Annotated in this window: 24 protein-coding genes; 7 read left to right on the top strand and 17 right to left on the bottom strand. The window is 70.9% G+C overall.

Features of this window, described 5'->3' with window-relative positions; all coding sequences use genetic code 11:
• Positions 1-8: 8 nt before the first annotated feature.
• From OG972_RS31260 to OG972_RS31220, 9 genes are all read right to left on the bottom strand, one after another.
• Positions 9-698 (bottom strand): lysoplasmalogenase, encoded by a 690-nt coding sequence (locus OG972_RS31260; RefSeq protein WP_266987141.1) that lies wholly within the window; start codon positions 696-698, stop codon positions 9-11.
• On the bottom strand, positions 695-1573 hold the full coding sequence (locus OG972_RS31255; protein ID WP_266987139.1) for a sterol desaturase family protein: 879 nt from the start codon (positions 1571-1573) through the stop codon (positions 695-697). Before OG972_RS31255 ends, OG972_RS31260 begins: the two co-directional genes overlap by 4 nt.
• Before the next feature lie 119 nt (positions 1574-1692).
• Positions 1693-2079 (bottom strand): nuclear transport factor 2 family protein, encoded by a 387-nt coding sequence (locus OG972_RS31250; protein WP_266987137.1) that lies wholly within the window; start codon positions 2077-2079, stop codon positions 1693-1695.
• A 214-nt stretch (positions 2080-2293) separates the two neighbouring features.
• Positions 2294-3007 carry a VIT family protein gene (locus tag OG972_RS31245; protein ID WP_266987135.1) on the bottom strand — a complete coding sequence of 238 codons (714 nt, stop codon included), beginning with the start codon at positions 3005-3007 and terminating at the stop codon, positions 2294-2296.
• Positions 3008-3028: 21 nt separating this feature from the next.
• Positions 3029-4657 (bottom strand): IS200/IS605 family accessory protein TnpB-related protein, encoded by a 1629-nt coding sequence (locus tag OG972_RS31240; protein WP_266990818.1) that lies wholly within the window; start codon positions 4655-4657, stop codon positions 3029-3031.
• Between the two features lie 186 nt (positions 4658-4843).
• The gene (locus tag OG972_RS31235; RefSeq protein ID WP_266987133.1) at positions 4844-6067 is read right to left on the bottom strand and encodes an amidohydrolase family protein; all 1224 of its coding nucleotides are present in this window, start codon (positions 6065-6067) and stop codon (positions 4844-4846) included.
• A gap of 11 nt (positions 6068-6078) precedes the next feature.
• Entirely contained in the window at positions 6079-7353 is a 1275-nt protein-coding gene (locus OG972_RS31230; RefSeq protein WP_266987131.1) for an amidohydrolase family protein, read from the bottom strand.
• A 10-nt stretch (positions 7354-7363) separates the two neighbouring features.
• Positions 7364-8248, bottom strand: a complete 885-nt coding sequence (locus OG972_RS31225) for an SDR family NAD(P)-dependent oxidoreductase (RefSeq protein WP_266987129.1) — start codon at positions 8246-8248, stop codon at positions 7364-7366.
• The gene (locus OG972_RS31220) at positions 8245-9045 is read right to left on the bottom strand and encodes an acetoacetate decarboxylase family protein (RefSeq protein ID WP_266987127.1); all 801 of its coding nucleotides are present in this window, start codon (positions 9043-9045) and stop codon (positions 8245-8247) included. Before OG972_RS31220 ends, OG972_RS31225 begins: the two co-directional genes overlap by 4 nt.
• 114 nt (positions 9046-9159) lie before the next feature.
• Between OG972_RS31220 and OG972_RS31215 the strand changes: the two genes are divergently transcribed.
• The 6 genes from OG972_RS31215 to OG972_RS31190 all read left to right on the top strand — a co-directional run bounded on the left by OG972_RS31215 (position 9160) and on the right by OG972_RS31190 (position 14750).
• A complete protein-coding gene (locus OG972_RS31215) occupies positions 9160-9786 on the top strand; it encodes a TetR/AcrR family transcriptional regulator (protein ID WP_266987125.1) in 627 nt (208 codons plus the stop codon).
• Positions 9787-9858: 72 nt separating this feature from the next.
• Positions 9859-10884 carry a DEDDh family exonuclease gene (locus tag OG972_RS31210; RefSeq protein WP_266987123.1) on the top strand — a complete coding sequence of 342 codons (1026 nt, stop codon included), beginning with the start codon at positions 9859-9861 and terminating at the stop codon, positions 10882-10884.
• Between the two features lie 64 nt (positions 10885-10948).
• Positions 10949-11182, top strand: a complete 234-nt coding sequence (locus OG972_RS31205) for a hypothetical protein (protein WP_026249933.1) — start codon at positions 10949-10951, stop codon at positions 11180-11182.
• Between the two features lie 71 nt (positions 11183-11253).
• A complete protein-coding gene (locus OG972_RS31200) occupies positions 11254-12072 on the top strand; it encodes an SURF1 family protein (RefSeq protein WP_266990817.1) in 819 nt (272 codons plus the stop codon).
• A gap of 117 nt (positions 12073-12189) precedes the next feature.
• The gene (locus OG972_RS31195) at positions 12190-13989 is read left to right on the top strand and encodes a glycoside hydrolase family 15 protein (protein WP_266987119.1); all 1800 of its coding nucleotides are present in this window, start codon (positions 12190-12192) and stop codon (positions 13987-13989) included.
• Between the two features lie 5 nt (positions 13990-13994).
• Positions 13995-14750 (top strand): SDR family oxidoreductase, encoded by a 756-nt coding sequence (locus OG972_RS31190; protein ID WP_266987117.1) that lies wholly within the window; start codon positions 13995-13997, stop codon positions 14748-14750.
• Positions 14751-14870: 120 nt separating this feature from the next.
• Here the strand turns inward: OG972_RS31190 and amaP are convergent, their stop codons facing one another.
• Genes amaP through OG972_RS31165 form a run of 5 tightly spaced genes read right to left on the bottom strand, consistent with a single transcriptional unit; the run spans position 14871 to position 17209 of the window.
• Complete coding sequence (gene amaP, locus OG972_RS31185) at positions 14871-15458, bottom strand: alkaline shock response membrane anchor protein AmaP (RefSeq protein WP_266987115.1); 588 nt, start codon at positions 15456-15458, stop codon at positions 14871-14873.
• Positions 15455-16141, bottom strand: a complete 687-nt coding sequence (locus tag OG972_RS31180) for a DUF6286 domain-containing protein (protein WP_266987113.1) — start codon at positions 16139-16141, stop codon at positions 15455-15457. Before OG972_RS31180 ends, amaP begins: the two co-directional genes overlap by 4 nt.
• Positions 16138-16491, bottom strand: a complete 354-nt coding sequence (locus tag OG972_RS31175) for an Asp23/Gls24 family envelope stress response protein (RefSeq protein ID WP_266990815.1) — start codon at positions 16489-16491, stop codon at positions 16138-16140. The genes OG972_RS31180 and OG972_RS31175 overlap by 4 nt, the downstream gene beginning before the upstream one ends.
• A 5-nt stretch (positions 16492-16496) precedes the next feature.
• Complete coding sequence (locus OG972_RS31170; RefSeq protein WP_266987111.1) at positions 16497-16688, bottom strand: hypothetical protein; 192 nt, start codon at positions 16686-16688, stop codon at positions 16497-16499.
• Between the two features lie 32 nt (positions 16689-16720).
• Positions 16721-17209, bottom strand: a complete 489-nt coding sequence (locus OG972_RS31165; protein WP_266987109.1) for an Asp23/Gls24 family envelope stress response protein — start codon at positions 17207-17209, stop codon at positions 16721-16723.
• Positions 17210-17302: 93 nt separating this feature from the next.
• Here OG972_RS31165 and OG972_RS31160 point away from each other — a divergent pair, with 93 nt between their 5' ends.
• Positions 17303-18004 carry a hypothetical protein gene (locus tag OG972_RS31160; RefSeq protein WP_266987107.1) on the top strand — a complete coding sequence of 234 codons (702 nt, stop codon included), beginning with the start codon at positions 17303-17305 and terminating at the stop codon, positions 18002-18004.
• 147 nt (positions 18005-18151) lie between these two features.
• Here OG972_RS31160 and OG972_RS31155 read toward each other — a convergent pair whose 3' ends face one another.
• The 3 genes from OG972_RS31155 to OG972_RS31145 all read right to left on the bottom strand — a co-directional run bounded on the left by OG972_RS31155 (position 18152) and on the right by OG972_RS31145 (position 21347).
• Positions 18152-18943 carry an enoyl-CoA hydratase/isomerase family protein gene (locus OG972_RS31155; protein WP_266987105.1) on the bottom strand — a complete coding sequence of 264 codons (792 nt, stop codon included), beginning with the start codon at positions 18941-18943 and terminating at the stop codon, positions 18152-18154.
• A gap of 224 nt (positions 18944-19167) precedes the next feature.
• Entirely contained in the window at positions 19168-19389 is a 222-nt protein-coding gene (locus OG972_RS31150; protein WP_037691626.1) for a helix-turn-helix domain-containing protein, read from the bottom strand.
• 359 nt (positions 19390-19748) lie between these two features.
• Entirely contained in the window at positions 19749-21347 is a 1599-nt protein-coding gene (locus OG972_RS31145; RefSeq protein WP_037691628.1) for an ABC-F family ATP-binding cassette domain-containing protein, read from the bottom strand.
• Between the last annotated feature and the right edge of the window lie 38 nt (positions 21348-21385).

The raw sequence follows: 21385 nt of genomic DNA, 5'->3' as shown, positions 1-21385 counted from the left end.
TGCTGATCTCAGATGCTGATACCCCGCTCACGGTACGCCCCAGGGGTGACAAGGGCCCATTTCGCACCCGGTGCAAGCGCTCCGACGGTCAGCAGGAACTGCGCCGCGATGTAGGTGAGCATGATCCAGAAGTCGGGGGCGGGCAGCTGGGGCAGGTCGGCGATGCCAGTGGCGATCAGCGCGTCGGAGAGCAGGAAGAGCGCCCCGCCGACGGCCGCGTACCGGCCGAAGGTACTGGACCGGTAGGCCATCGCGGTGAGCAGCAGGCTGTACCCGGCCATCGGGATCCGCAGGTCCGCGGGCAGCCCGCCCCAGAGCAGGACGAGGAAGCCGGCCAGGACGGCCGCGTACGCGACACCGAGCAGCACGGAACTCCGGGCACGCCCGAAGAGCCACAGATAGCAGACATGACCTGCGGCGAAGGAGCCCATGCCGATGAGGAAGGCGGCGTCGGCGTCCGGCAGCAGGAGCGTGTCGCCGCCCCAGCCGAAGAGCAGCGCGGCGATCAGCGGCCGGGGGCCGCGGCGGGCGGCGGCGTACCCGGCGAGCAGCGGCATGAGCAGCGGCTTGGCGACGAGGTGCGCGTTGCCGACATCGGCGAGGACACCGAAGAGATCGACGGCGGAGGCGACGAGGAAGGCGATGAGCAGGGGGCGTACGAGGCGCGCCCGCTGATCGGCGACCGTGGCGGCGCTCATCCGGTGCGACCGGGTGCGGGGACGACGGTGGCGGAGGCCCTGGACGCCGGCTGCCACCCCGGCCCGCGGAAGACCCGCCCGGCCCGCTCGCCCCAGCTGCCCGCCGCCCGTACGTCCCTGGCGATCGCGGCGTACTCATGGGTCGCGACGCGCAGCGGGTTGTGGGTGGCGATGTTCTTGGTCAGCCCGTAGACCGGCCGGTCGGTCTCGGCGGTGAAGGAACCGAAGAGCCGGTCCCACAGGATCAGGATGCCGCCGAAGTTCCGGTCGAGATAGCCGCCCTGGGACGCGTGGTGCACCCGGTGGTGGGAGGGCGTGTTCAGTACGTACTCGAAGGGCCGGGGCAGCTTGTCGATCCGTTCGGTGTGAACCCAGAACTGGTAGACGAGATTGGCCGAGGAGCAGAACGCCAGCGCCGCCGGATGAACCCCGCACGCCACGAGCGGCACATAGAACGGCCAGACGGTCAGCGAGGTCCAGGGCTGGCGCAGCGCGGTGGTGAGGTTGAATTTCCGGCTGGAGTGGTGGACCACATGGCAGGCCCAGAGGATCCGGATGACGTGGTGGCCGCGGTGGGACCAGTAGTAGAGGAAGTCCTGCGCGAGCAGCATCAGCAGGACCGTCCACCACAGGACGGGGACGCGGAGCGGGGTCAGCTCGTAGACCGCGGTGTAGATCGCCACGATGGGCACTTTCCACAGCAGGTCGAAGACGAGGCTGCCGAGCCCCATGGTGACGCTGGTGACGGCGTCCTTGGTCTCGTACCCGGCGGCGTCCTCGTCGGGGTGGATGCGGTGGCTGACCATTTCGACAACGGTGAGCAGGACGAAGGCCGGTATGGACCACAGCACGACATCGGGCAGGTTCGGCTCCATGCGAGCACCGTAGAGCTGCCGGTCGGCCCGGGACTAGACGTTGTTACCAACAAGTATGCGAGACGCGATGTCAGCAACCTTTGGCACCTTCTGCCAAGAGGGGCGTCGCACGATTCCGCTCATGTGGCCTCGGGCGGGATCGGTGTGGCCTGGTGGTAGTACATCTGCCACGTCGCGCTCGCACTCCGCCTGCGCCAGAGTGAACTCCGCCGTGCCCGGTTTCCACCGATCACGGTCTCGTAGGTGAGGTGCACCAGCCCGGATGCCAGCAGGACACCGGTCATGTCCGAGGGCTCGAAGCGCGGGCCGTCCTCTTCCGCACCGTCCATCTCGGGCAGCGCGGCCAGCATGTCCTCATACGTCCACCGTCGACCCGAGGCGCCGACCTCCACGAAATCCGGATCCAGCAGCTGCCGGGCCCGCGATCGTGATGTGCGCACGTCGGGGTCCATCAGTCGCAGCTCGCCCGCGATGGCGTCGCGTACCTCGTCCGTCTCTCTGCTCATGCGGCATCCTCGCCCGAGTGACCTGCCCCTGCGCAACCGAGTTGCCCCCGCAGAGCGGGCTCGGCCCCGGTTCCGGGGAGCCGAACGGTGGGCCGTCGGGCAGAGCCGAGCCGCCGCGGAACGGCTCCGACAGCATGCTCGCCGGCGGCTCCGCAGGCGGCGGGTCGCCCGCGCCGGTGCGGTCAGCATGGTCCAGCCCTCCACACGAGAGGTCCTAGACCCCCACCGCCCCCAGCAACGCCCCCGCCCCATAGGTCACCGCCATCGCCACCGCTCCCCCGCCCATGTTCCGCAGTACCGCGCGCCCCACCGCCGCGTCGCCCAGCCGTGCGCTCCACCACCCCGTGAGCGCCAGCGCGGCCAGGACCGCCAGGACCGTGACGATCAAGCGTACCGACGACGGCGGCAGCACGATCGCCAGCAGGGGCAGCAGCGCGCCCACCGTGAACGCCAGGAAGCTGGCGCCCGCCGCGTGCCAGGGGTTCGTCAGGACGTCCGGGTTGATGCCCAGCTCGACTTCCGCGTGGGCGCGGAGCGCGTCGCGGTCGGTGAGCTGGAGGGCGGCCTCGCGGGCGACTTCGTGGCTGAGGCCCTTGCCCTCCAACAGGCCGGTCAGTTCCACGAGTTCCGCCTCCGGGGTCTCCTTCAGCTCACGTTTCTCCGTGGCCAGTGCAGCCTGTTCCGAGTCGCGCTGGGTGGAGACCGATACGTATTCGCCCGCCGCCATCGACATCGAACCGGCCAGCAGCCCGGCCAGGCCCGCTGTCAGCAGGGCGCCGCGGTCGTTGGTGGCTCCGGCGACACCGACGACGAGGCCCGCGGTGGAGACCACACCGTCGTTGGCTCCGAGGACCGCGGCGCGCAGCCAGTTCAGCCGCGCGCCCAGTCCGTTGCCGTGCGGTTCACTGTGTGCCTGGGTATCCGTCACCCGGGGATGGTCTCACCGTTCCTAGCCAGTGTGCATGAGTGAGTCCTGGACCCACTGATGTGTTCTGGGCGCATCCCGAACGGTTTGGGATGCACTGGGTTCCCGCTTTCGCGTCCCGTTCGGCGACGCATCTCCTGGGACGCGGTCCGTTGCGGGTGGGCGGGATCCCTCACGCCCTCGGGTGCCTAGTAGGGCCTGGGCGGTCCGATGCCCCGCACGATCACTCCGGTCGTGTGGGGGCGGTGCCGTCCGACGCCGGACCGGGTGTCCGAGGGCGCGGCGTCCGATCGCGATACCGGCGGCATCGTGACGGGACATTCTGCGGTGCGGGGTGGCCAGCGGCTTCTGCCAGTGCTGGGCACCCCACATGCTGGTGTAGGCGGGGTCGACCGCGACAATGCTCAGGCCCTGTTCGGCGGCCATGGACACCAGCCGGGCCTTGAACTTGCCAGTCGGGATGCCGGAGATGAGCTGCCGGAAGCGTTTCCTGCGGCCGTGTTTCTCGCGGGTCTTCTCGGAGATGAAGTCGAGGTCCTCGATACTGATCGCGGCGACACCGGCCTGCTTGGCCCAGTGCAGCAACTGGGTCAGGGCGTGGCGGATCTGGGCGTCGCGGTGATCGGCGGTGCCGGAGAGGTCGTAGGGGAAGTGGCGGGGGTCGCCGATGGGGTTGCCGTGTGGGTCGAGGTGGTAGGCGGCGAAGTGATCGGCGTTGGTGTCGACGCCGATCATGCCCCGGGCGCGGGCGGTCTCCAGCGGGACGGTCTGGACGACGGGGCGTTGCCAGGACGCGGTGAGGTACCAGCGGCCACGGTCCACGTCGAGGTGGATGCGGTAGGCGACGGCCCGGTTCGCGGCGATGCGGTCGGCCCACTCCACGCCACGGTGCGCAAACGCGACGGTGGAGGCGAGGGTGTACCGGCCGTGCTGGGCGTTGGCCAGGTGCGCGAGCGGGGCGGGCAGCTTGATCGACACTTCGCCGGTGTCGGTGACGCGGATGGTTTCGTTCCCGAACCTTTTCCCGGACTCGCCGTCGGCGGCGATGAACCAGCGTTCCGCTTCCCAGCGTCCCCGCCACCGGTCTTCGGTGAGGTGGGCGTCGGCGAGGTGGTGGCGGGTGTTGAGGAGACGCTTGCTGCCCCGTACGACCCGGACCCGTCCGGCCTGCCGGTCACGGACCGCGGCGGCGTGCCGGGCTTCCAGCGCCGCGAGACGGCGGGACTTGTGGAACCACTCACCCCGGGAGCGGTAGCCGCCCGGGGCCCGCTTGGTGCCAGGCGCACCGATCGGGAGGGACAGGCGGTGCCGCAGCGTCCTGATCCCGGCTTCCAGCGTCTGTATGTGCGCGCCCTGGCAACGCCGGGCGAGCGCCCACTGATCGTGCGTGGCCTTGGTGATCGCACCCGCGATCCGCGACGACGACTCCTTCGTCAGGTCCCGCTTGCGCGACGCCCAGGTCTCCGGACCGTGCTCCAGACCATCCGCACAACGGGCCTTCAGGTCACGCGAGGCCAGACGGCCCTGGTGCTCACCGACCAGGCGGAGGACTTTCTCGTCCTGGGGCGTGAGGTGCTTGAGACGGTCCCGGACCGCCACCCCGCAAGGCCCGGGCACCACAAACGGTTCCGCCAACTCCCGTAAACCACCCACCACATCACCCCCTCCCTCACGACCGGGCACCTGCCAGCCAGCCCAACGAGCAGCAGCCGCCAAGGTCACCCATTCGGCTCCAGAACCCCCGTTCCCACCCCGCACGCCCACCGACAGGACTCACTCCTACTCACCACAACTCACTTCATTGCAGCAAACCGACAGCAGCTTGCAACCCCCTCGACGTCACCAGACACGCACCAACCCGCCCGGCGCGAAGGCGGGGCTGGTCGCGTCGGCCGGGGGCTCCTTCAGAGGTTCGGCGATCTCCTCGACCGTCGGGCCGACCTTGGCCGCGATGCGGTCGAGCGCCGCCAGGTCGAACCCGTAGACGCGCGCGGCGTTGCCGCCGACCATTGCCGCGATCTCGTCGGGCGGGAGTCCGGCGTACGCGATCCGCAGACCCTCCCGTGAGTAGGGGGCGGTCCCCTCGTCGTGCGGGTAGTCGCTGCCCCACATGATCTTGTCGAGGCCGATCCGGTCGCGCAGCGGCACCTCGTGGGGGCGCATGAAGCTGGCGCCGACGAAGCAGTTGTCGCGCCAGACCTCGCCGGGGCTCGCTCCCATCGAAGCGGCAAGCCCCGCACCGAACTTGGACTCGGCGGTTGCCGCCCGGCCGGCGGCCGCGACCAGGCGGCCGTGGTAGTAGTCGAGCATCTCGACGACGCCCGGGATCCAGCCCGAGCCCTGTTCGGTGAGGACCAGTTTCAGCCCGGGGTGGCGGCGGAATGCCCCGCCGAAGATCAGATGCCACAGTGCGCGGTGGGAGAACCACGTCGTCTCCACCATGAAGACGGCGCGCGCCGCCGGTTCGTCTCCGAGCGGCGGGGAGGCCGACCCTCCGTGGTGGTTCACCGGTACGTCCAGTTCCTCGCAGACCGCCCAGAGCGGGTCGTACACCTGGGAGTACAGCTCCGGAATGCCGCAGCCGGGCGGGGTGCCGGGCAGCAGGATACCGCCGGTGAGCCCCGCCTCCTTGGTGCGGCGGACCTCGCGGACCGCCTCCGCCGGGTCGCCCAGGAGGATCTGCGCGACACCCGCCCGCCGGCCGGGCGCGTCGGCACAGAAGTCGGCGAGCCAGCGGTTGTGGGCGCGCAGGCCCGCCCAGCGCTGTTCGTACTCCACCGGTGAGGGTGCGGGGGCCATCAGGGAGGCGGAGGGGAAGAACGGCGGAATGGTGTTGGGGAAGACAACCTCCGCGACGATGCCGTCCGCCGCCAGTTCGGCGAGGCGGCGCCCGGAGTTCCAGTTGCGGTCGGCGGTGTCGGCGAGGAGGTCCTCGTACGGATTGACATAGCCGGCCGCCCAGGCGTCGAAGTCGTCGTGGTACTTCTTCTCCAGGTACGGCTTGTAGTCGAGGAGGTCGGCGCCCGCGTGGCAGTCGGCGGAGATGACCGTGTAGCGGTCCATGCGCCGGCCCATCACTGAACCCCCAGGACCGGGAAGTCGTGGTCCGTCAGCCAGTGCCGGCCGACCTCGCGCGAACGCGCCCAGGACGCTTCGACCGCCGCCTGGTCCGCGGGCTGGCCGAGGTCGTCGGGGGTCGGGCCGATGCGCCGGGCGATCGGCGCGAGTTTCGCCGTGTCGAAGCCGAAGACCTCGGCGGCGGCGAGGCCCAGCATCCTGCGGGCCTCGGTGACCGGGATGTCGTGGAAGGTGGTGCGCAGCCAGTTCGCGGTGTTCGGCCAGGTGCCTTCGGGGTGCGGGAAGTCGCTGCCCCACAGGATGTTGTCGACGCCGATCTCGTATCGCTGGGCGAGCTCGCGACGCTTGGTGTTGGTCGCGCAGATGAAGACCTGGCGGTCCAGGTACTCGTGCGGGGGCCGCTTCAGTTCGGCGAACGGCGAGAGTTTCTTTCCGCCGTGGGCGCCGAGATAGAGCCGGTCCATGAACCAGAGGAGGTTCGGCAGCCACCAGCAGCCGGACTCGGCGACGCCGAACCTCAGCCCCGGGTGGCGTTCGAAGGCGCCCGACCAGAGCAGGAACCAGAGCGGTCGGGACGGCCACCAGGTGACCTCGGAGACGTAGATGCCGAGGTGGTCGCCGTACTCGTGACGCGGGGCGGCGCCGGAGTGGGTGACGACCGGCATCCCCGTTTCGGCGGCGGCCGCCCAGACAGGGTCGTAACGGCGGTCGTGGTACGGGGACTTGTCCACCCACATGGAGGGGATCATCAGCGCCCCGAGCCCGGACTCCTTCGCACGGTGGATCTCGGCGACGACCCGGTCGACGTCGCCGGTGACGGGCAACAGGGCGACACCGCAGTGCCGTTCCGGGTTCTGTGCGACGAATTCGGCGAGCCAGCGGTTGTGGGCCTGCGCACCTGCCATGCCCAGTTCCGGGTCCTGGTCGCCGGAGAGGCCGAGGCCGACGCCGAACGGGGCGGCGGTCCGGCTGTCGACGGCGTCCGCGTCGGGGAAGACGACCTCGGCCGCCACCCCGTCCCCGTCCAGCTCCTTGAGACGTCGGGTGGCGTCCCAACCTCCCCTCAAGCCTTCCTCGTTGTCGTGGAACCACTTGTCGGCGAAGACTTCGTTGCGTACGCCGAGGCGGGTCATCTCCTCGCGCCGGCGCTCCCGCCCGGCGAGGAAGTCGTCGAACTCCCGGTGGAAGCGGGCGTCCAGATAGGGCCGGTACTCCTCGGTGGGCAGCCCGGCGTGGCAGTCGGAGGAGATGATCAGATACGGGTCGGTCATCGCTCGCCCCTCAGTCGAGTATGAAGCTCTCCAGGTACGACGGGTCCGCCCGGTCGAGCATCGACTGCGACCTGGCGCGGATCTGCCGGTCGCTGTGCTCGCTCGGCGGCAGCATCCAGAAGCGGTCGGCACGGATCCCGTCCACGACGGTTCCCGCGACCTCCTCCACGGGTGTGAACTCGACCTCGTGGCCCGCCGCCCGCATGGCGGACTCCCACTGGTCGAGGCTGCGGTACGGGGTCCGGCGCGGCCGCTGCTTGGCGTACCGTTCGGGCCGGTTGCGGTGCGACTCCCACAGTCCGGTACGGAGCATGTGCGGGCCCGGGAAGAGCACCGAGGCGCCGACCGCCGCGTCCTCCGCCTTCAGATGCGCGTACAGCGACTCGGTCATGGTGACGACGGCGGACTTGGTGACCGCGTACACGGATGCGGTCGGCAGGGGTGCGATCCCGCCGTCGCCGGAGGACGTGTTGACGACCCGGCCCGGCTCGCCACCCTCGATCATCCGGGGTACGAAGGCCTGGATGCCGTGGAAGACGCCCCACACATTGACCGCGAACGCCCACTTCCAGTCGTTCGGCTCGTGCTCCCACATCCGGCCCTCGGCGCCGGAGCCGACCCCCGCGTTGTTGCACAGCACATGGACGGCACCGAAGGTGTCGTACGCGGCGTCGGCGAGCGCCTGTACGGAGTCCCGCTCACTGACGTCGACCACCCGGGCCAGCACCTGCGCACCGTCCTCGCGCAGCTCGCCCGCCGCCTTGTCGAGCGCGCTTTCCTCCACATCGGCGAGGACGACGTTCAGCCCCTCGGCCGCGAACCTGCGGGCCATGGCGAGCCCGATGCCGCTCGCCGCCCCGGTGACGACGGCGACCTGCCCCTGCTCCAGCCTCATCGGACGCTCCCCTGCGGCGGACCGTCGTGGATCTGCTGCGGGTCGTCGTAGCGCTGGTGGATGTACGGCAGCAGCGCCTCGGCGCTCACCCGCTCGACCGCCCTGCCCTGCTGGTCGCTGGTCTTCTCACCGATGGTCAGATCGATCAACCGGCGTACGGGAAGGTCGGCGACCGGGTCGTACATCGACTCGCGCAGCACCACATCGCCGGAGATCCGCTCCAGCTTGCGGACCTTCTCGTGGCGGGTGCAGTGGATGAGGACGGGATCGGCGTCGAAGCCCTCGCCGTCCACGGCGGGCAGGAACTTGAAGTAGAAGTCGAGCTTCTCCGCCGGTTCGGGAAGCGGCAGTTGTTCGGCGACCGCGCCGCGCACCTCGACGAACGCGATGCCGTGCCGGACGAGCGCGGCCCGGACGACGAGTCCGTCGCGCTCGACGGTCACCTCGCCCAGCTTCTTCGGTTCGCCGAAGACCTCGCGGCCGCCGATCAGCGCCCGCTCATGAGTCATCGGCATGACGAGCGGGTACCAGCCCTCGTGCCCGTCGTGCACGGCGGCGACGGCGACGGAGCCCGCGCCGAGCGGATAGCCGGGCAGATCGACCTTGCTGATGTTGGCGCGGACGAGCGGGCGTTCGGCGGGTTTGAGAGGCGGCGGGAGCACGGCCGCCACCGCGTCGGGGTCGCTCTCCCAGACGGCGACCACACCGGTGGACCAGATGTCGGGGAGCCTGGAGCGGGCTGTGCGGGCCGCCGCGATCTCGGCGTCGGTGCGCGCGCCGTACCGTACACGTGCCATGGACGTACCACCCTTCTCGGTTGTCCGTGCCCGGGTCCTGTAACACAGTTACACCGGGCTGGATGAAGGGTGAATAGGCGTGCACGTAACGGAGTCCGGGAAGCTGGGAGCACTGTGTCGCGATCGTCGCTGACCCGTGAAGAGGTGCTGGAGGCCGCTGCCGCCCTGGTGCGGCAGCACGGCCCGGAGGCCCTCACGATGCGCAAGCTGGCTGCCGAGCTGGGCACGGCGGTCACCTCGATCTACTGGCATGTCGGCAATCGCGAGTCTCTGCTCGACGCCCTGGTGGAACGCACCGTCCAGGAGATGGGCGCCATCCGCCCCACCGGCCGGACCCCGGTGGCCAGGATCGTCTCGGTCGCCCGGGGGCTGCGCCGCGAACTGCGCGCCCGCCCCCATCTGATCGCGATGGTCCATGAACGCGGGCTCACGGAACGGATGTTCCTGCCCGCGCAGCAGGCGCTCGTCCACGAGGTGCACGCCGCGGGGCTGCGCGGGGCGCGGGCCGCCGACGCGGTGCGGGCTGTGCAGTTCCAGACGGTCGGCTTCCTGCTGGTCGAACGCAACCGGGAACGCTCCCCCGTCCAGTGCCCCGGTGAGGGTGATCTGTGGGGCGTGGCCACCGCGGAGCACGACCCGGCGCTGGCACGGGCACTGGCCAGGCCCGCCGACCAGGACCGGCTGTTCACGGCGTCCGTGCGGGCGCTGGTGAACGGGCTGCTGGCGGTCGGCGGGACGTAGGAGCCGCGGCCCGGGACCGGTCGAACAGAGGGCTCCCGGATAGGGGACTGTCAGTACCGGCCCGTATTCTCTGTGACCATGCTCGACGACCGCCAGACCGCAGCACCGTGGCCGACCGCCTACCCGCAGGGGTATGCGGTCGTCGACGTGGAGACCACCGGACTCGCCCGCGACGACCGGATAATCTCCGCTGCCGTCTACCGGCTGGACGCGCAGGGCAATGTCGAGGACCACTGGTACACCCTCGTCAACCCGGAGCGGGATCCCGGCCCCGTCTGGATCCATGGGCTGACCAGCGATGTCCTGGAGGGAGCCCCGCTCTTCCCGGAGGTCGTCGCCGCTCTGTCGGAGCGTCTCGCGGGCCGGGTCCTGGTCGCGCACAACGCCGCCTTCGACTGGTCGATGCTGGCCCGGGAGTACGCCCGCGCGGCGGTCGTCGCCCCGGTCGAGCAGCGGCTCTGCACGATCGCGCTCTCCAAGGAGCTGCGGCTGCCGCTGCCCAACCACAAGCTGGAGTCGCTGGCCGCGCATTTCGGAGTCGTGCAGCAGCGTGCGCACCACGCGCTGGACGACGCCCGGGTGCTGGCCGAGGCGTTCCGGCCGAGTCTGCATGCGGCGGCGCGCGACGGGGTGCGGCTGCCGCTGCTGGAGTGCCGCCCGCTGACCGAGTGGTCGGACTCCCCGGTGACCCCGAGGGTCGGCTATCAGCCCTCGTACGGAAGCCAGAACAGCTGGCGCCCCTCCCGGAAGCGGCCCGCCTGCCCGTATCCGAACCCCGGGCGGTACGACAAGGACAAACCACTCATGCAGGGCATGCGCGTGGCGTTCTCCGGGGACACCTCCATCGACCGTGAGCTGCTGGAGGACCGGGCGGTCGAGGCCGGGCTGCATGTGGCGACCAGCGTCTCCCGGCTGACCAGCCTGCTGGTCACCAATGACCCGGACGCGGCGACGTCGAAGACGGTGAAGGCCAAGGCGTTCGGCACGCCGATCGTGGACGAGAGCGCCTTCACCCACCTGCTGAGGGATGTGGCCGAGGTGTCGGCGACGACCGGGGCGCCCGTGGCTCCTGCTCTGCCGACGCCGTCATCGGAGTGAACCGGGGGCGACTCGCCCGCCCGCCGCTCGCCGCCCGGCGTCCCCGCGTCCCACCCTGTGGCGCATGGCACGTTGTGAGGTTTGCGGAAACGACTACGGCATGTCGTTCGAGGTGCACGCGCAGGGCGCGGTGCATGTCTTCGACTGCTTCGCCTGCGCCATTCACCGGATGGCACCCATCTGCGAGCACTGCCGGGTCCAGGTCATCGGCCAGGGTGTCGAGGTCGACGGGCACTGGTTCTGCGGCGGGCACTGCGCCCGCGCCGAGGGGAAGGTGGGCATCGTCGACAAAGTCTGAGCCCCGGCCGCGCGGCCCCGTCCGCCACCCCCTGCGCGATGCACCCCATGACGCAGTTGTACCGTCATGGGGTGTACCGCTTCCTGTTGACCCGGCAGTGGCTGATCCTCGCCCTCCTCGCCCTCGTCCTCATTCCCACGATGGTCGAGCTGGGCTTCTGGCAGCTCCACCGGCATGAGCACCGGGTGGCGCAGAACTCCCTGATCTCGCACAACCTGAAGGCGAAGCCGGTTCCGGTCGCCACGCTCACCTCTCCCGGTCACACGGTCCCGCGCTCCGACTACTGGCGTGCGGTGACGGCCACGGGGACGTACGACACGAAGCACGAGGTCGTCGTGCGCCGCCGGACCTCCACCGACGGCAGCATCGGCTTCCACGTACTGATCCCGCTCGACCTCAAGGGCGGCGGTACGGTCCTGATCAACCGGGGCTGGATCCCCACCGCCGACGACCAGCGCGCCTTCCCGGACATCCCGGCCGTGCCCACGGGCGAGGTGACCGTCACGGGACGGCTCAAGGCCGATGAGACGACAGGCACCAGCGGCATCAAGGACCTGTCGGACCTGCCGGACCGCCAGGTGATGCTGATCAACAGCGCCCAGCAGGCCAAGGCGCTCTCCCGGCCGGTCCTCGGCGGCTACATCGAGCAGACCGCACCCGAACCGTCCGGCGACGTTCCGGAGCTGATCGAGGCGCCGGACGACAGCTCCATCGGTCCGCACATGGCGTACGCGGTCCAGTGGTGGCTGTTCGCCGCCGGTGTCCCTGCGGGGTACGTGGTGCTGGCCCGGCGCGAGAAGCGCGACCGGGTGGAGGCCGCGGCCAAGGCCGAGGCAGCAGGCGATCCGGAGCCGGAACAGCCGGAGAAGCCCGCGCCCGCGACTGCCTGAGCCGACTTGTCCGGCGACGGCCCGCCACCGTGCTCAGGAGCCGGTGTTGTCGGGCATGCGGCCGCCTGTGGGACATCGGCTGCTTAGCAGGGCCCCGGTTCGGGAACACGGCAGAACGTGACCCCACGCATCGAGGACTACGCCCTCATCGGCGATCTGCAGACAGCCGCCCTGGTCGGCAGGAACGGTTCTGTGGACTGGCTCTGTCTGCCCCGCTTCGACTCGGGCGCCTGTTTCGCCGCCCTGCTCGGCGACGAGGACAACGGCCACTGGCGCATCGCCCCGAAGGGCGCGGACACCTGCACCCGGCGCGGCTACGTGGGCGACTCCCTCGTCCTGGAGACGTTCTGGGAGACCCGCACGGGCACCGTCAAGGTCATCGACTTCATGCCGCAGCGCGACCAGGAACCCGATGTCATGCGGATCGTCGAGGGGGTCAGCGGCACCGTCGACATGGCCTCCGTGATCCGGCTGCGCTTCGACTTCGGCTCCATCGTGCCGTGGATGCGCCGCTCACAGGGCCACCGGGTGGCGGTCGCCGGACCCGACTCGGTCTGGCTGCGCAGCGAGCCGCCGGTCAAGACGTGGGGCCAGGAATTCTCCACCTGCTCGTCGTTCACCGTCTCCGCGGGCGAGCAGGTGGCGTTCGTGCTGACCTGGCATCCCTCGCACTCGCCGCGCCCCGATCTCGTCGATCCGCACGAGGCGCTGAAGAACACCCTGTCCGACTGGGCCGAGTGGTCGGCCCGCTGCAAGTACCGGGGCCCGTACCGGGAGGCCGTGATCCGCTCGCTGATCACCCTCAAGGCGCTCACCTTCGCTCCGACCGGCGGCATCGTGGCGGCCCCCACCACCTCGCTGCCGGAGGAGATCGGCGGGGTACGGAACTGGGACTACCGCTTCTGCTGGCTGCGCGACTCCACCCTGGCGCTCAATGCGATGCTCTCGGCCGGCTATGTGGAGGAGGCCGCCGCCTGGCGGGACTGGCTGCTGCGCGCCGTCGCCGGGGACCCGGCCGACCTGCAGATCATGTACGGCCTGTCGGGCGAACGACGGCTGCCCGAGGCGGAGCTGCCGTGGCTGCGCGGATACGGGAACTCCAGCCCGGTCCGGATCGGCAACGCGGCGGTCCGGCAGCGGCAGCTCGATGTGTACGGAGAGGTCATCGACTCGCTCCGACTGGCGCGTGAGGCGGGACTGGCCGACCAACCGCACGCCTGGAGCCTGCAGCTCAGCCTGCTCGGCTTCCTGGAGTCCACCTGGCGCGAACCGGACGAGGGGCTGTGGGAGATCCGCGGCCAGCGCCGCCACTTCGTGCACTCGAAGGTAATGGCGTGGGTCGCCGCCGACCGCGCGGTGCGCACCCTGGAGGCCAACCCGTTGCTGGCCGGGGACGCCGACCGGTGGCGGGCGATGCGGGACGCCGTGCACCGGGAGGTGTGCGAGAAGGGGTACGACCCGGTGCGGAACACCTTCACGCAGTCGTACGGCTCCCGGGAGCTGGACGCCGCGACGCTGCTGATCGCCCGGACCGGCTTCCTGCCGCCGGACGACCCGCGGATCGTCGGGACGGTCGACGCGGTCCGGGCCGAGCTGGGCAGCGACGGGCTGGTCCGCCGCTACAGCACGGGCGGCGGCTCGATCGACGGGCTGCCGGGCGGCGAAGGGGCGTTCCTGGCGTGCTCGTTCTGGCTGGCGGACGCGTTGCGCCTGACCGGGCGCACCGAGGAAGCCACGGAACTCTTCGAACGGCTCCTCGCGCTGCGCAACGATGTCGGGCTGCTCGCCGAGGAGTACGACACCGTGGCACGGCGGCAACTGGGCAACTTCCCGCAGGCGTTCAGCCACATCGGACTGGTGGGTACCGCCGTTGCCCTGGCCGGGTGCGACATGCTGGATGCCGACGCGGCAGGATAGGACCCATGGATCTTGGACTGAAGGACCGTGTATACATCGTGACCGGGGCGACCCGGGGGCTGGGCCATGCCACCGCGCGGGAGCTGGCGGCGGACGGCGCGAAGGTGATCATCACCGGGCGGGACGGGAAGCGGGTCGAGGCGGCCGCCGCCGAACTGGGACCGGACGTGGTCGGCATGGCCGCCGACAACGGGGAGCCCGGCGCGGCGCAGCGTCTGGTGGACGCCGCCCACGCTCGGTTCGGGCGGCTCGACGGCATTTTGATCAGCGTCGGCGGACCTGCGCCCGGCTTCGTCGCCGACAACACGGACGAGCAGTGGCAGTCGGCGTTCGACTCGGTGTTCCTGGGCGCGGTACGGCTGGCGCGCACGGCGGCCGCGGCGCTCGGCGAGGGCGGGGTCATCGGCTTCGTGCTCTCCGGCTCGGTCCATGAGCCGATCGCCGGGCTGACCATTTCGAACGGTCTGCGTCCGGGACTGGCCGGGTTCGCCAAGTCCCTGGCCGACGAGCTCGGCCCACGGGGCATCCGTGTGGTGGGCGTGCTGCCGGCCCGGATCGACACGGACCGGGTGCGGGAGCTGGACGCACTGTCCGGCGATGTGGAGGCTTCGCGTACGGCGGCCGAGGCGCGGATTCCGTTGCGCCGGTACGGCACGCCGGAGGAGTTCGGGCGGACGGCGGCGTTCCTGCTGTCACCCGCGGCGTCGTATCTGACGGGGATCATGGTGCCGGTGGACGGCGGGTCGCGGCACGGGTTCTGAGCGGGGCCGGAGGCACCGGGGCCGTCCGGCGGCCGTTCTCGTCCTCCCCTCCCCATGCCACAAGGGCTGGGGAGGGACCTCCGGACGGCTCGATTCTGCCGCTGCCGGACGTTCCCGTCCTCAACTCACCCGTTCCGCACGGTGCTTGACGGCCCTCAGCCGTACTTCCGCCGGCAGTTCCGCCAGACCCGCCGAGTCCCTCGCGTGGGCCAGGGCCTCGTCCGTGAGCCGGCCGAGGGCCTCGTCCGGTGCCGCGTGCGGTTCCATCAGCAGCCGGATCCGCGCCCGCGGCGTACTGCGCCGGCCGACCAGCATCACCTGGGCGCGGTCCACCCCGTCCAGCGTCCCCGCCTCCCCGGCGAGCACACCCTCCAGGGCCCGGCCGCGCAGCAGCGCCCCCTCGCCGTCGCCGCTGTCGACCAGCACCTCGGCGAGACGGGCGCGGCGGAGCTGGGCGAGGAACCACCACAACGCGAGGACGACGAGGACCGCGAGGACCACGAGGACGGTCGGCCACCACCAGCCGTCGGCACGCCAGCGGTCCCGGTCGGCCCTGCTGAGCAGCACATCGGTCCTGCCGTCCCACGGCCACCAGGACGGCACGGAAAGGCCGAGCCCGGCGGCGAGCACCGCGCCGCCGCCGCAGACCAGCACCAGTCCGGCCAGTGCGAGCAGTACCCGGTTGACGGTCCTCAGCACCGCGGTCACCCCTTCTTCGCCGGACGGCGGACATGCACGGACAGGCTCGGCGGCTTCGCCAGGCCCAGCTCCTCGATCCCCGTGCCCAGCGCGGTGTCCAAGTCGGCCCGCACGTCGTCGAGTTCACGGAAGTGCGACACGGCACGCACCGCGACCTTGGCGCGCCCCATCCGGACCCGCACCGACTGCACGCCGGACACCTCCACGGCCCGGTCGCGCAGGACCAGGGCGGCGGCGGTCCGGTCGAGCCCGGCCCGTACCCCCGGATGGTCGCGGCGCATCGGCAGCACGTCGCGCAGACCGGGCGTGGCGGCGAGCACGATCAGCCACACACCGATCGCCACCGCGACCGCGGCACCGGCCACCACCCACACATTGTTCAGCGGCCGCTCCGCCAGGTCGTCGGCGAGCGCGCGGCGCCACTGCATGGCCGGGTGATGGGCCCGTACCGCCGCCACGTCGTACAGCAGCAGGCCGGACCCGCCGAGGACCACCAGCGCGAGGAGCCCGGCCGGGATGCGGCGCGCGGACCAGAAGCGACCGGCGCTGCCACCGCTGCGCTCCTTCCCCGGCGCCGGGTCGTACGCCGCGGCGGAGGCGAACTGGTCGAGGGCCAGTCCGCCTCCGTGTTCCACGGGGTCGCCGGCGGGCGGGCGCCGCGTGCTGTTCTCCGGCTCCTGGGGCTCGGTCATCGGATCCTCCCCTGTGCCGCGGCGCTCGCTCCCGCGGGGTGCAGACGCTCGACCTGTACGGCCACTTCGGGCACCTCCATCCCCGCCAACGCCTCTACCCGTTCGATGACATGCCGACGCACGGCACCGCACTGACGGCCGATGTCGGTGGGATATCCGAGCTCCAGACTGACCCGCACCCGGGCGGTCTCACGGTGCACCGTGACAGTGGCGCGCGGCGAGGCACCCTCCCGCGGCGGCTCGACGACAGCCTCCTTCGCCGCCTGTGCGGCGATCTTCGCGACGACCCGGTCGGCGATCCGGGTCTCGCCCCGCTCCGCGGCAGGGACCCTGCCGAACACCCCCGACAAAGCCGTCACCGCCGTCGGTCGCCGCGCTCGCGACTCCGGAAGAAGTCGCCAAGTTCCAGATCGCCGTCCAGGAAGCGACCGGCGACGAAGCCGATCGCTCCCAATGCGGCAACCAGCAGAAAGGCCCCGAACCCGCCGAAGTACCCGGCGAATGCGAGCGCCATGCCGGCCACCATGCCGACCACAGCCATGCTCATCGTGCGCTCCTCAACTGCCTCGGGTGGGAGGCCTACTGGAGACGTGGCTCGGAATGGTCCTCGCCCTCCTCGTCGGGCAGCTTCACATCGCTGACCGCGATATTGACCTCGACGACCTCAAGACCCGTCATCCGCTCGACCGCCGCGATGACGTTCTCCCGTACGTCACGGGCGACATCGGCGATCGACACGCCGTAGTCGACGACGATCTCCAGGTCAAGGGCGGTCTGCGACTCGCCGACCTCAGCCTTGACGCCGCGGGTGACCGATTTGCCGCCGCCGGGTACCCGATCGCGCACCGCACCGAAGGTACGGGACAGGCCGCTGCCCATCGCGTGGACACCGAGCACGTCGCGCGCCGCCATACCGGCGATCTTCTCGACCACACCGTCCGCGATGGTGGTACGGCCGCGGGTGGCGGGATCTCCTCCGCCGCGCTTGGTCAGCGGACTCTTTCGGCCGTCGTCCCCCGTCGCGCTGTCGGGGTTCTCGGGCCGGTTCCGCTGCGGGGTCTCGGTCATCGCCACTCTTCCCTTCGGGGCAGGGTTGGACTTCCTTGCCCACATTAAGTGCGCTTGCCCCGTCTCGCGCCGTGGATGCGGCAGGCTGGGGCAATGACGACGGCTGACAGCCCGCACAGGGCCGACGGATGGACGGCGGCGGTACGGCAGAGGCTCGGCCTGGGAAGACTGCTCCCACTGGGTGGTCCGGCGGACGGTGCGTGGATCGCGGAGCGGGCCGTGGTCTCGGTGCTGCGGCGCTCGGTGGGCGCATCGGGTCCCGGCCCGGTGCTCGGTGACGTACGGATCACCGTGGCGGACCCGGACGCGGCCCCGGACCCGGCGCTGCCGTCGCCGCCGAGCGCGCTGCCGCCCGGACCGCTGCGGATCGAGGCGACGATGTCGGCGACGGCCGACCGGCCGCTGCCCGCCGCCGCGGCCGCCCTGCGCTCGGTCCTGGGGACGGCGGCCACGCAACGGCTCGGCCTGGTGGTCGGCGAGGTGGATCTGCGGGTGACGGAGCTGCTGGACACGGTCCCCGACCGGGCGGCCCCGGAGCCTGCCGCGGTACGCGGGGCGGAGCCGGAGGGCGCGGCGGGGACGGCGGCGGCCGCGGTCCCCGGTGTCGCGACACTGACCCATGTGCTGGGCAGCGCGGTGCATACGGCCGCGGACCATGTGCGGGTCGAGCTGGCGACGGACGCGAACCACCGGGCGCTCGATGTGGCACGGGCGGTGCGAACGGCGGTGGCGGACGCCGTGGACGGACATCCGCCGGTGACCGTGCTGGTCACCGCGGTGGTGGACACGGGATGAACGGACCGGCCGTCGCGGTGGTGGACACGGAACCACCGGGGTCGTCACGGCCCCGGGGCACGCAAAGTGGCCCTGAGCCGTCGCCACCGCGGCGCACGCGGAGTGACCGGGCGGCTCCCGCTGGGGGGGGACGCCCGGTGCCGAGCCTCAGTCGGTGAGGCCCGCGAGGTCGCGGAGGCGGCGGCCCTGGGCCGCGCGCTCGGCGGTGCGCTGGTCCTCGTACGTACGCGAGACCGCACCGCTCAGCAGCGCCTTGGTCTCGACGACGGCGTCACGCGGGGCCGCCAGCAGCGCCGCGGACAGTTCATGGGTCGCCGCGTCGAGCTCGTCGGCGGGGACCACCAGGTTGGCGAGACCGATGCGCTCGGCCTCCTCCGCGTGGACGAAGCGGCCGGTGGCGCAGATTTCGAGCGCGCGGGCGTATCCGACCAGGTGCACCAGGGGGTGCGTGCCGGTGAGGTCGGGGACCAGACCGAGGCTGGTCTCACGCATGGCGAACTGCACGTCCTCGGCGACGATCCGCAGATCGCAGGCGAGGGCGAGCTGGAAGCCGGCACCGATCGCATGCCCCTGGACCGCCGCGATCGACACGATGTCGTTGCGGCGCCACCAGGTGAACGCCTCCTGGTACTCGGCGATGGTCGCGTCGAGCTCGGACTCCTTGCCGCGCGCCAGGTCGAGGAAGGACGGCTCACCGTCGAACCCCTCGGGACTGAACGCCTGCCGGTCGAGCCCCGCGGAGAAGGATTTGCCCTCGCCACGGAGCACGACGACCCGCACGCTGCCGGGCAGCGCCCGTCCGGCCTCTGTCAACGCCCGCCACAGAGCGGGGGACTGAGCGTTGCGCTTGGCCGGATTGGTGAGGGTCACCGTGGCAACCGCGTCATCGACGGTGAGTCGTACGCCGTCCTGGTCGAGCACAGAGTCGAGCGAGGTCATGGGGCGCCTCCGGGTCGGGTGCAGTCAGCATGTCGAGCTAAGTGACTGAACAGTAACCACCCGGTCGGCCACGTGGCCGACCGGGTGGCCACCGCCCGAAACCGGTGAGCCCTCGGGGCATGTCCGTCCTGCGACGTGTCCCGATCCGCCCAGGTCCCATCGTCGAGCTGCCGCACTCGCCCCAAGGGCGGCAGACGGCAGTTCGACGACGGGGCCTGAGGCCGTCAGGCCGTGGCAGCCTTCTTGCCCCGTGTCGCTCCGCCGCGTCCCCGCAGCGTGACCCCGGACTCGCTGAGCATCCGGTGGACGAATCCGTAGGAGCGGCCGGTCTCTTCGGCCAACGCCCGGATGCTCGCACCGGAGTCGTACTTCTTCTTCAGGTCTGCCGCGAGCTTGTCGCGCGCGGTGCCGGTCACCCGGCTGCCCTTCTTCAGAGTCTCGGCCACCCGTGCCTCCTCATGGGAAGTGCGCTCTGGATTCTCATGATCACCCCTCGAGGGCTTCCTGGCCACCCATTCGGCAAGGTCCGTACAACCGGTTTCGCACCCCGGGAATACGCCTTCACAAGCGGAATCTCCCATTCCGACGGGCTTCGGGGGCCGTCCGGAGCGGAGTTGAGACGAACAGCCAGGTCAGGGCCGTACGAGGGGGCAGGGCCCCACATGGGTGCGCCCGGCAGGTATCTGCCGGGCGCCGTGCCGAGGTACGAGAGGTCCTCACGCAGATGATGGATCACGCGTAGGCCGAATGATCCAGTCGGAGTGGATCAGCCGACAGCGGGCGAGGAAACCACCCGGAGCGGGAATCAGGCCAGGGCGACCAGGTCCCGGTAGTCCGCACCCCACAGGTCCTCGACGCCGTCCGGCAGCAGGATGATCCGCTCCGGCTGGAGCGCCTCGACCGCACCCTCGTCGTGCGTGACGAGGACGACCGCGCCCTTGTACGTGCGCAGCGCGCCGAGGATCTCCTCGCGGCTGGCCGGGTCGAGGTTGTTCGTCGGCTCGTCGAGGAGCAGCACATTGGCGGAGGAGACCACCAGGGTCGCGAGCGCCAGACGGGTCTTCTCCCCGCCGGAGAGCACGCCGGCCGGCTTGTCGACGTCGTCGCCGGAGAAGAGGAACGAGCCCAGCGTCTTGCGGACCTCGACGAGGTCGAGATCCGGGGCGGCGGAGCGCATGTTCTCCAGGACCGTGCGCTCCGGGTCGAGGGTCTCGTGCTCCTGGGCGTAGTAGCCGAGCTTGAGCCCGTGGCCCTCGATGACCTCGCCGGTGTCGGGCTTCTCGGCACCGCCGAGGAGCCGGAGCAGGGTGGTCTTGCCCGCACCGTTGAGGCCGAGGATGACCACGCGGGAGCCCTTGTCGATGGCGAGGTCCACGTCGGTGAAGATTTCGAGCGAACCGTAGGACTTGGACAGCCCCTCCGCCATCAGAGGGGTTTTGCCGCACGGCGAGGGCTCCGGGAAGCGCAGCTTGGCGACCTTGTCGGAGACCCGGACGGCCTCCAGGCCGGAGAGCAGCCGCTCGGCGCGCTTGGCCATGTTCTGCGCGGCGACGGTCTTGGTCGCCTTGGCGCGCATCTTGTCGGCCTGCGAGTTGAGCGCAGCCGCCTTCTTCTCGGCGTTCTGGCGCTCACGCTTGCGGCGCTTCTCGTCGGCCTCGCGCTGCTGCTGGTAGAGCTTCCAGCCCATGTTGTAGATGTCGATCTGCGAGCGGTTGGCGTCGAGGTAGAAGACCTTGTTGACGACCGTCTCGACGAGGTCGACATCGTGGGAGATCACGACGAAGCCGCCGCGGTAGCTCTTCAGGTAGTCGCGCAGCCAGACGATGGAGTCGGCGTCGAGGTGGTTCGTCGGCTCGTCGAGGAGCAGGGTGTCGGCGTCCGAGAACAGGATGCGGGCCAGCTCGACACGGCGGCGCTGACCGCCGGAGAGCGTGTGGAGCGGCTGTCCGAGCACGCGGTCGGGCAGGCTGAGCGCGGCGGCGATGGTGGCGGCCTCGGCCTCGGCGGCATAACCGCCCTTGGTGAGGAACTCCGTCTCCAGCCGCTCGTACTTCTTCATCGCCTTCTCGCGGGTGGCGCCCTTGCCGTTCGCCATCCGCTCCTCGTTCTCACGCATCTTGCGCAGGATCTCGTCGAGACCACGAGCGGACAGGATGCGGTCGCGGGCGAGGACGTCGAGATCACCGGTGCGCGGGTCCTGCGGGAGGTAGCCGACCTCACCGGAGCGGGCGATGGTGCCGCCGGCCGGTGTGCCCTCGCCGGCGAGGCACTTGGTGAGGGTGGTCTTGCCCGCTCCGTTGCGGCCGACGAGGCCGATGCGGTCGCCCTTGGCGATACGGAAGTTGGCGGACTCGATGAGGATGCGGGCGCCGGCACGCAGCTCGATACCGGAAGCGGTGATCACGGAAAAACTCCAGGGCGGTGATGGACGGCGGACGGGAC

It is taken from the genome of Streptomyces sp. NBC_01669 (assembly GCF_026339735.1).
Lineage (GTDB): Bacteria > Actinomycetota > Actinomycetes > Streptomycetales > Streptomycetaceae > Streptomyces > Streptomyces yanii.
Note: the sequence above shows the minus strand (reverse complement) of the source record. Positions and strands in the feature narration are given on the sequence as shown.